The 8,786-nt window shown below is 67.4% G+C and carries 7 protein-coding genes and 3 tRNA genes; 9 read left to right on the top strand and 1 reads right to left on the bottom strand.

All coding sequences use genetic code 11. The annotated features are described in order from the left end of the window. Positions 1-48: 48 nt before the first annotated feature. The 4 genes from GXZ33_RS08330 to GXZ33_RS08345 all read left to right on the top strand — a co-directional run bounded on the left by GXZ33_RS08330 (position 49) and on the right by GXZ33_RS08345 (position 3,610). A tRNA-Arg gene (locus GXZ33_RS08330) sits at positions 49-124 on the top strand. Between the two features lie 142 nt (positions 125-266). After that, the gene (gene mgtE, locus GXZ33_RS08335; protein ID WP_291340391.1) at positions 267-1,625 is read left to right on the top strand and encodes a magnesium transporter; all 1,359 of its coding nucleotides are present in this window, start codon (positions 267-269) and stop codon (positions 1,623-1,625) included. Positions 1,626-1,847: 222 nt separating this feature from the next. Further along, positions 1,848-3,452, top strand: a complete 1,605-nt coding sequence (locus tag GXZ33_RS08340; RefSeq protein ID WP_291340393.1) for a DASS family sodium-coupled anion symporter — start codon at positions 1,848-1,850, stop codon at positions 3,450-3,452. Positions 3,453-3,537: 85 nt separating this feature from the next. Further along, positions 3,538-3,610, top strand: a tRNA-Arg gene (locus GXZ33_RS08345). A gap of 154 nt (positions 3,611-3,764) precedes the next feature. Here GXZ33_RS08345 and GXZ33_RS08350 read toward each other — a convergent pair. Then, positions 3,765-4,772 (bottom strand): prephenate dehydrogenase, encoded by a 1,008-nt coding sequence (locus GXZ33_RS08350; RefSeq protein WP_291340395.1) that lies wholly within the window; start codon positions 4,770-4,772, stop codon positions 3,765-3,767. Positions 4,773-4,809: 37 nt separating this feature from the next. Here GXZ33_RS08350 and GXZ33_RS08355 point away from each other — a divergent pair, with 37 nt between their 5' ends. The 5 genes from GXZ33_RS08355 to GXZ33_RS08375 all read left to right on the top strand — a co-directional run. Then, positions 4,810-5,307 (top strand): tRNA adenosine deaminase-associated protein, encoded by a 498-nt coding sequence (locus GXZ33_RS08355; protein ID WP_291340397.1) that lies wholly within the window; start codon positions 4,810-4,812, stop codon positions 5,305-5,307. Beyond that, positions 5,304-5,780 (top strand): nucleoside deaminase, encoded by a 477-nt coding sequence (locus tag GXZ33_RS08360; protein ID WP_291340399.1) that lies wholly within the window; start codon positions 5,304-5,306, stop codon positions 5,778-5,780. The genes GXZ33_RS08355 and GXZ33_RS08360 overlap by 4 nt, the downstream gene beginning before the upstream one ends. Before the next feature lie 66 nt (positions 5,781-5,846). Next, the gene (locus tag GXZ33_RS08365; RefSeq protein ID WP_291340401.1) at positions 5,847-6,059 is read left to right on the top strand and encodes a CsbD family protein; all 213 of its coding nucleotides are present in this window, start codon (positions 5,847-5,849) and stop codon (positions 6,057-6,059) included. Positions 6,060-6,125: 66 nt separating this feature from the next. Beyond that, positions 6,126-6,216 (top strand) — tRNA-Ser (locus tag GXZ33_RS08370). 100 nt (positions 6,217-6,316) lie between these two features. Further along, positions 6,317-8,786 (top strand): MMPL family transporter (locus GXZ33_RS08375; RefSeq protein WP_291340402.1); only part of this gene is annotated, 2,470 nt, incomplete at its 3' end.

Here is an 8,786-nt window from a genome sequence, read left to right on the forward strand (position 1 = left end):
GTTGCCTGCTTTGCGGCGGGCCGGAGGTTCGAATCCTCTCGTCTCCGCGCGCCCGTAGCTCAACGGATAGAGCATCTGACTACGGATCAGAAGGTTGGGGGTTCGAATCCCTCCGGGCGCACCAGTGAAGGGCGATCACCTGCGGGTGGTCGCCCTGTCCTCGTTGAGCGTTGCTGGTGAGGGCCATGTCCGGGGACTTATGGGGTAGCGTGAGCCAACGGATGAACCCGCGAGGAGCGGGTTCCGAAATGCCGGGAGGTGTCATCATGACCGACGTCAACGTTCTCGAGCGCCTGGAGCGCATCATCCGTTCCGATGAGGGGGTCCCGCCGGAACGCGCAGCCGAATTGTCCGTACTGCTGGATGAACCTCCCATCCAGGATGTCGTCGCCCTCGTGGAGCGTTCCTCCGCGACGCGGGCCGCGGTGGTCCTGCGGCTGCTGTCCCGCCGCCGCGCGATCGAGGTCTTCGACGCCCTCGATGCAGCTCACCAGGCTGATCTCATCGATGCGCTGGGCGACAACTCCGTCTACGAGTTCTTCGCGGAGCTGGACCCGGATGACCGTGTCTCGCTTCTCGACGAACTGCCGGCCGAGATCGCCGAACGCCTCATGCGGACCCTGGACGACACCGAACGTGACATCACGGGTGTGGTCCTGGGGTACCCGAAAGGGTCGGTCGGTCGTCGCATGTCGCCGGAGGTCCCGCACATCTACGAGGACCTCACGGTCGATGAGGTGCTGGACAAGCTGCGCCGCGTGGCCAATGACGTGGAGACGATCTACACCCTGCCGATCATCTCGCGGGACCGGCTGCTCGTCGGCGTGGTCTCGCTGCGTGACCTGTTCACGGCGGAAGGGTCGACGGGGCTCGTCGAGCTGATGTCCAAGCCGGTGTTCGCCAACGCGCACGCCGACGAGGAGGAGACCGCCCGTTGGTTCCTGCCGCTGGACATGCTGGCCATGCCGGTGGTGGACGACTCAGAGCGTCTCGTGGGCATGCTGACCTTCGATGACGCCGTCGACATCGTCGAGGAGGCGGACTCCGAGGATACGGCGCGTTCCGGTGCCCACGAGCCGCTGCAGCAGCCCTACCTGTCGACTCCGCTGGTGAAGATCGTGAAGTCGCGTATCGTCTGGCTGCTCGTGCTGGCGATCTCGGCGCTGCTGACCGTCCAGGTCCTGGACACCTTCGAGGACACCCTGGCGGCGGCGGTGGTGCTCAGCCTGTTCATCCCGCTGCTGACCGGTACCGGCGGTAACACCGGCAACCAGGCGGCGACGACCGTCACCCGCGCCCTGGCGCTCGGTGACGTGCGACCGCGGGACGTCGTGTCCGTGGCGTGGCGTGAGATCCGCGTGGGCATGCTGCTCGGCGCGGTGCTCGGCAGCATCGGTTTCCTGCTGGCCACCGTGGTCTACGGCCTGAACATCGGCATCGTCATCGGTTCGACCCTGCTCATGGTGTGTACCTTCTCTGCGACGGTGGGTGGCGTCATGCCGATCATCGCGAAGAAGGTCGGTGCGGACCCGGCGGTGTTCTCCAACCCGTTCATCTCGACGCTCTCGGATGCGACGGGTCTGATCATCTACTTCCTCATCGCGAAGTCGGTCATGGGGCTGTAGATTCCCCACTCCCCCGAACTGGGGGTGCCTGGCCCCGGGGGTGAGGCTGTTCCTGCTGGTCACGCCGCGAATTTAAAGCGGCGTGACCAGTGGTGTGTGATTGGCGAAAAGTGTCGTCCTGCACTTATGTATGGCTTAGGAAGTGCTGTCATTTCTGCACTGTCACTTCGTATCTACTGTCCATTGACCAAGAACACCGAACAGAAGGATCGTGCACCCACCATGAGCACTCCTCACCCCGACGTGGAGAACCGAGAGGCAGAGGTCGCGGTAGAACCCGCACCGGGCGACCTGTCTGACCCGCGTGACCCGCGCGAATGGCACCGCCAGGCTTTCGGCCTCATCCTCGGCCTCGCCCTCGCGGCCCTCGTCTACTTCATCTTCCCGTCCGACGCCCCCGAGACTGTCCTGCAGTCCGCCGGCGCGGACCCGGAGGTCGACTACTCCCACCAGGCGATGCGCATCGTGGCGGCGACCACCGTCCTCATGGGCGCCTGGTGGATGACCGAGGCCATCCCCCTGGCCGCCACCGCCCTGCTGCCGATCGCGATCTTCCCGCTCGCGGGTGTCGCCGGCTTCTCCGCCGTCGGCTCCCCGTACGCCAGCGCGACGATCTTCCTGTTCATGGGTGGCTTCCTGCTGGCCCTGGGCCTGCAGCGCTGGAACGTGCACCGTCGTATGGCGCTGGCCGTGGTCCTCGCGGTCGGCACCAGCCCGAAGCGCCTGATCCTGGGCTTCATGATCGCCACCGGCTTCCTCTCCATGTGGGTGTCCAACACCGCGACCGCCGTCGTCATGCTGCCGATCGGCCTGTCCGTGCTGTCGCTGACCGCCGGTCTCGTCGGCGGCATGCGCAAGCAGAAGAAGTTCGCGACCGGCCTCATGCTGTCCATCGCCTACTCCGCCTCCATCGGCTCCCTGGGCACCCTCATCGGCACCCCGCCGAACGCCCTGCTGGCCGGCTACATGTCCGAGGCCCACGGCATCGTCATCGGCTTCGGCCAGTGGATGCTGGTCGGCGTGCCGGTGGCCGCCGTGTTCACCGTCATCGCGTGGCTCGTGCTCATCACGGTGTTCAAGCCGGAGATGGACGAGATCCCGGGTGGCCGTGAGCTCATCCGTGAGGAGATCCGCAAGATGGGCAAGTGGACCCAGCCGCAGATCTCGGTGGCCATCATCTTCGTCCTCGCCGCCCTGTCCTGGGTATTCGTCCCGCTCATCATGAACTGGACCGGCTCCACCCTGGGCTACAACGACGCCATCGTCGGCATCATCGCCGGCCTGCTGATGTTCGCCATCCCGGCCGACGCCAAGTCGGGCGTCCGTCTCCTCGACTGGAAGACCGCCAACGAGCTGCCCTGGGACGTCCTGCTGCTCTTCGGTGGCGGCCTGTCCCTGTCCGGCATGTTCACCGCCACCGGCCTGTCCCTGTGGATCGGTGAGAAGGCCAAGGCCCTCGAGGTCCTGCCGGTATTCCTGCTCATAGCGGCCGTCGCCCTGCTGGTCCTGGTGCTCACCGAGTTCACCTCGAACACCGCCACCGCCGCGACCTTCCTGCCCATCATGGGTGGTGTCGCCGTCGGTATCGGCCTGACCAGTGCCACCGACATGAACATCCTGCTGCTGACCATCCCGGTCGCGCTGTCCGCCACCTGTGCGTTCATGCTGCCGGTCGCGACCCCGCCGAACGCCATCGCCTTCGGCTCCGGTTACGTCAAGATCGGCGACATGATCAAGGGCGGCGTCTGGCTCAACGCCATCGCCGTCATCCTCATCGCCCTGGCGTCGTACTTCATCGCCATCCCGGTGTTCGGCCTGATCGTCTGATACCCGGCCTGACCTGGCGATTTGCCAGTTTCGGATGCTGCCATGTAATGTTACTTCTCGTTGCAAGGCAGCAGCCGAACAGCAGGCGCCCGTAGCTCAACGGATAGAGCATCTGACTACGGATCAGAAGGTTGGGGGTTCGAATCCCTCCGGGCGCACAGGATGACCGGCCACCGCGAGGTGGCCGGTTTTTTTGTTTGCCTGTCGTCCCTGCCCCTGTCTCAACCTGTCGAATCTGTCGGCGGCGGGGAGACATTCCCGCAGGTCGCGGTGCCGCCGGAAAAACAGGATCGACAGGTTGAGACAGGCGGGTCAGAAGATGTCGATCCGCCCGCCGAGGGACTCCGCCTGGACGAGCTGGTTCACCCAGCCGGGGGAGCCGGGGTTGAGGCGCAGCAGCGGGCGGGAGGAGATCTTGACGGGGGAGACGGATTCGCCGCGGGCGCCGTGGCGGGCCTCGAAGCGGATGCGGGCGGCGTAGCCGGCGTCGGCGAGCTGGGAGATGTCGGGGCGGGGCTTGGCGAGCGACGCACGGGCGTCGTTGAGCAGCTCCAGGGCCTCGTCGAGGGCGACGACGACGGCGTCGGCGTTGGTCTCGCACATGGCGCGGACGAGGGAGGGCTGGGTGCCGGCGACGCGGGTGGAGTCGCGGAAGCTGCCGGCCGCCAGGGACTGGGCGAGGGCGCCGCCGTTGTCACCGACGATGGCGAGCACCTCGGCGAAGACGTGCACGACGTGGGAGATCCGGGCGACGGCGGCGTCGTGGTGGTCGACGCGGGAGGGGATGGCGTCGGCGCCGACGGCGAGGATCATGCGGACCACGTCGGTCCACAGGGCGATCCATTCGTCGGAGGCGTCGGGGGCGTGGTCGTAGGTGATCACCCAGGCCGCGCGGGTGAACAGCCCCTCCTGGGAGGCGCTCCAGCCGGAGTCGGCGGTGCCGGCCATGGGGTGCCCGCCCACGTAGCGGTCCTGGAGGCCGCGTTCCTTGACCAGGGAGTACACCTCGGCCTTCACGGACACGACGTCGGTGAAGCCGCAGCTGGGGGCGTGCTCCATGATGGCGTCGAGCATGCCGGGGATGGCGGGCATGGGGGCGGCCATGACGATGAGGGCCTTGTCCTCCTCGGCGCGGCGGAGGGTGGCGATGAAGTCGTCGGAGGCGTCGTAGCCGGCCTCCGCGGCGGCGCGGGCCCCGGCCCCGGAGCGGTTGTAGCCGTAGACGTGGGCGCCCTGTGCGGCGAGGTCGCGCAGGAGGGAGCCCCCGATGAGGCCCAGGCCGAGAATGCAGATGGTGCGGGAAAGGTTCGTCGAGGTCACCTGACAAGTGTGGCACAACCGGACTAGTCTCACCGGTATGGAACACGAGGAGTACGGCCACAGCTTCGCCGTCACGGTCACGCGCATCGACGGGCAGTGGCTGGTGCGTGCCTTCGATGATGATTTCTCCTCGCTGCAGACTTCGGTCCGGGCGGTGCGGGGGCTGCGCAGTGAGGGTCCGGCCTTCGCGCTGCTGTGCGTCGACGACGACTATTTCGTCATCGTCCGGCCCACCCCGAACGGTGTCCAGGCGCTGCTCTCCGACGCGACGATGGCGGTCGACGATGATTTCGCCGCGGAGGTGCTCACGGAGCTGGACGCGGAGATCCCGGACCTCGACCCGGAGGAGCTCGACGACGTCGACGGCTGGCCGGACGGTGACTTCGAGCTGCTCGCCGACATCGGTCTGAGTGAGGAGGTGCTCGGCGTCATCGCCGATGACCAGGATCTGTGGCCTTCGCAGCAGCTGGTGCGCATCGCGGAGGAGCTGGGCTTCGACGATGAGCTTCTCGACGTCACCGGGATCGACGATTGACCCTGCCCCGGGAGGAGGGCCTCGTCCGGGCGGAGCGCCTCATGCGCCGGGCCCTGGAGGTCGCACGCACGACCCCGCCGGGTGATGTGCCCGTCGGTGCGGTGGTCTTCGGGCCTGACGGTACCGAGTTGGCGGCGGCCACCAACCGGCGGGAGGCGGACGCGGATCCCACCGCGCATGCGGAGGTGCTGGCGATACGGGAGGCCGTCGTCAAGCACGGGGACGCGTGGCGACTGGAGGGCTGCACGCTGGTGGTCACCCTGGAGCCCTGCACGATGTGTGTGGGGGCCCTGCTGGGTGCGCGGGTGGGGGAGCTGATCTTCGGCGCGTGGGAGCCGAAGACGGGTGCCTGCGGCTCGCTTCTCGACGCCGTCCGTGCCCCCGGCCAGCTCCACCGCCCGCAGGTGCGCGCCGGGGTGCTCGAGGGGGAGTGTGCGGAGCTGCTGAGCGGCTTCTTCGAATCGTTACGGTGATGTTATGCGCGAGCCGACATATGTCGATACCGTGGGATCTACATCACATCAACGAAAGGATATGTCATGAGCATCGGAGACAAGGCAGAGAAGCTCGGCGGAAAGATCAAGGAGGGCGTCGGCAAGCTCACCGACAATGAGCGCCTCGAGCACGAGGGCAAGGCCGACCAGACCAAGGCCGACGTGAAGGAGGCCGCCGAGGAGGCCGGCAAGAACGTCAAGGAGGCCGGCGACCGCGTGCTGGGCTCCGTCCAGGACGCCAAGCGCGACGACCGCTGAGTCAGATTTGGCGCGCCGGGACACGCTGGTTTAGTCTTGACCGAGGTCAACTTTCCGACCTGTCAGGGTGGCGTGTCCGAGCGGCCGAAGGTGATCGCCTCGAAAGCGATTGTTGGGTGATCCCCAACCGAGGGTTCAAATCCCTCCGCCACCGCCACCAGAAGGCCCCGACGTTGTTCGGGGCCTTCGGTGATTCCGGACCGTCTCGGTAGACTGGCCGTGTTTGGTTGTCTGTCATCTGAGGAAGCCCATCCACCGTGGCTAAATTTCTGTTCAAGCTGGGACGCTGGTCCTTTCACCGCAAGTGGATCGTCATCGTCCTGTGGCTGGCGGCGCTCGCCGGTGTCGCCGGCGCCGCGGTGACGTTCCAGAAGCCCTTCTCCAACGAGTTCTCCATCGGCGGCACCCCGTCGATCGACGCGACGTACACGCTCGTCGAGAAGTTCCCCGAGGGCGGTAACCCGGTCAACGCCGCCGGGGTGAACGTCGTGTTCGCCGCCCCCGCGGGGGAGAGGCTGGAGGATCCGCACAACTCGGCGGCCATCGACAAGGTGGTCACCCACATCCGCGACAACCTGCCCGACCTGACCGGCACGGAACGCTTCGGCAACCCCGTCGAGGTGTCCCCCGCGCTGCAGCAGGGCGTCATCGAGATGATGACGGAGCAGGGCCTGCCCGAGGAGTCCGCGCGCGACGACGCCGAGAACCTCGCCATGCTTTCCGACGACGGCCGCATCGGCTACACCACCTTCACCATCGACGTCCCCTCGTCGATGGACGTCACCGACGAACACCGGCGCATCGTCAACGCAGCCATGGACCTCGGCCGCGCGGAGGGCATCCAGGTGGAGGCCGGCGGCGCCGGCTTCGGTGACCCCATCGAGGTGAAGACCACCAGTGAGATCGTCGGCCTGGCCATCGCCTTCGTCGTGCTCATCGTGACGTTCGGCTCCCTCGTGGCGGCCGGACTGCCCGTGCTCACCGCCGTCATCGGCGTGGGCCTCGGTGCGCTGGTCATCATGATCGCCACCGCCTTCGTCGAGCTCAACAACATCACCCCGGTCCTGGCGGTCATGATCGGCCTGGCCGTCGGCATCGACTACGCCCTGTTCATCCTGTCCCGCTACCGCGCGGAACGGAAGAGGATGCCCGCCGACGAGGCCGCCGGCATGGCGGTCGGCACGGCCGGCTCCGCGGTCGTCTTCGCCGGTGCGACGGTCATCATCGCGTTGGCCGCACTGACGATCGTCAACATCGAGTTCCTCACCGCCATGGGCCTGTCCGCGGCGTTCACCGTCTTCGTGGCGGTGCTGGTCGCACTGACGTTCATCCCGGCGCTGCTCGGCGTGCTCGGGGACCGCACCTTCAAGGGCCGCGTGCCCGGACTCGCCGGCAACCCCGTCCGCCGGGGCCGGGGCCGCAGCCGCACCGGTGACCGCAGCCGCCGCCCCACCATGGGCAACCGCTGGGTCCGCTTCGTCCGCCGCGCCCCGGGCCTGGTCATGGCCGTCGTGGTGCTCTCCCTCGGTGCCATGTCGTACCCGGCCCTCACCATGGAGCTCTCGCTCCCCTCGGACTCGACGTCCAACCTCGACACCACCCAGCGCAAGTCCGCCGACCTCATGGCCGAGGGCTTCGGCGCGGGCGTCAACGCCCCGTTCCTGGTCATCGTCGACGCCGACAACGTCAACCCCGACGCCCCGGCCCTGCAGCCGCTCGTCCGGGCGCAGGAGGCGATGGCACCGGAGGGGGAGACGGTGGATCGTCGGGAAGCAGCGGTGACCGCCTCCTACATGTACACCGTCGGACAGCTCAAGAACGTCGGCGGCGTGAAGCACGCCCAGCTCGTGGGCATGAACCCGGACACCAACGGCGCCCAGATCATGGTCACCCCGTTCACCGGCCCCGACGAGCAGTACACCACCCAGGTCTCCCACGCCCTGCGCGAACAGGGCGCGCAGATCGCCGACGCCACCGGCGCCGACATCGGCCTGACGGGCCTCACGGCCGTGCAGATGGACATCACCGAACGCCTCTCCGAGGCCATGCCGGTCTACCTCGGCATCGTCGTCGGCCTGGCGGTCTTCCTGCTGCTCGGCGTGTTCCGCTCCATCATGGTGCCGCTCGTCGCCGGCCTGGGATTCCTGCTCTCGGTCGGTGCGGCCTTCGGCGTCACCGTCCTCGTGTGGCAGGAGGGACTGTGGGACATGGTGAACACCCCGGCCCCGCTCATCTCCTTCATGCCGATCTTCCTCATCGGCGTGACCTTCGGCCTGGCCATGGACTACCAGGTATTCCTGGTCACCCGCATGCGCGAGCACTACATCAACCTGCGCGTGAAGTCCCACGAGAACCCCGACCCGGACACCCCCCGCGCGGTGTCCAAGCTCGACGCCCTCGAGGAGTCCACCATCGTCGGCTTCACCCGCGGAGCCCGCGTGGTCACGGCCGCCGCGCTCATCATGATCGCCGTGTTCATCGCGTTCATCGACCAGCCGCTGCCGTTCATCCAGATCTTCGGCTTCGCCCTGGGCGTCGGCGTCTTCTTCGACGCCTTCTTCGTCCGCATGGCACTCGTGCCCGCCACGATGTTCCTCCTGGGCAACGCCACCTGGTGGATCCCCCGCTGGCTCAACCGCCTCATCCCCCGCATGGACATCGAGGGCACCGCCCTCGAGAAGGAGTGGGAGGCCCGTCACGCGGCCGAACAGCTGCACCGCAAGGAAA

The organism is Corynebacterium sp. (genome assembly GCF_012838985.1).
In the GTDB taxonomy this organism is placed as follows: Bacteria; Actinomycetota; Actinomycetes; order Mycobacteriales; family Mycobacteriaceae; genus Corynebacterium.